Origin of the sequence: Xenorhabdus aichiensis, assembly GCF_028598775.1 — a bacterium.
GTDB lineage: Bacteria > Pseudomonadota > Gammaproteobacteria > Enterobacterales > Enterobacteriaceae > Xenorhabdus > Xenorhabdus bovienii.
Genome location: NZ_JAQRFO010000140.1, coordinates 1 through 601, shown reverse-complemented (window position 1 = coordinate 601; position 601 = coordinate 1). Strand labels below are relative to the sequence as shown.

The 601-nt window shown below is 43.3% G+C and carries 1 protein-coding gene; it reads right to left on the bottom strand.

Annotation, left to right across the window (positions count from 1 at the left end; all coding sequences use genetic code 11):
* Window positions 1-136: 136 nt before the first annotated feature.
* Window positions 137-601, bottom strand: a 465-nt coding sequence (locus PSI22_RS21335; RefSeq protein WP_273581471.1) for an MT-A70 family methyltransferase, incomplete at its 5' end; no start/stop codon positions are given.

The following is a 601-nucleotide window of genomic DNA, read 5'->3' as shown; positions in this document are numbered from 1 at the left end:
AATGCGGCAGGAAATATTACCTTTATGCGATTCTCTTATTACCCCTGAGCGTTCATTGTTAATAGTAAAGAACGCAGATTCATTTATTTTCCTATCTTTTTGCTTCAAGAAATCTGTGACTAATCCAAATGCCATATCAAGGTCTTTCTTGTTCGGTACTTCGATTGTTACTTTCATATTTGACTCCATTAATAAATTCAATATTGTTAGTAGGTGACTGATCACCCCATGTATCCCAGCCGGACATTGGATATCGGGCGAATAATTCAATGCGTGGTACGTCGTCTCCATATAATCGCTCTAGCCTATGGTGAACTTCCCTCGGTTTCTGGCTATGCTCACCCAGACAGGAATAGACAACTTGTTTCACACTGGCGTTCTGGCGCGGCAGTCCGTTGCCTCTGATAGCGATCAGTACATCCTCTGTGTTACTGCGGGTGTAGTTGCCTCCGTTCATCCGTGTTTCAGTGTTGAGTAGTTCCATGAAATCCCAACTATCGAGTATCCTTTCCTCCTGAATAGCCTGATCAATCCTTTGCATCGCTAGCTTGTTCAGCTTCACCCATGTAAACAGCTTCATTGTCTTAACCGTGAATCCCCA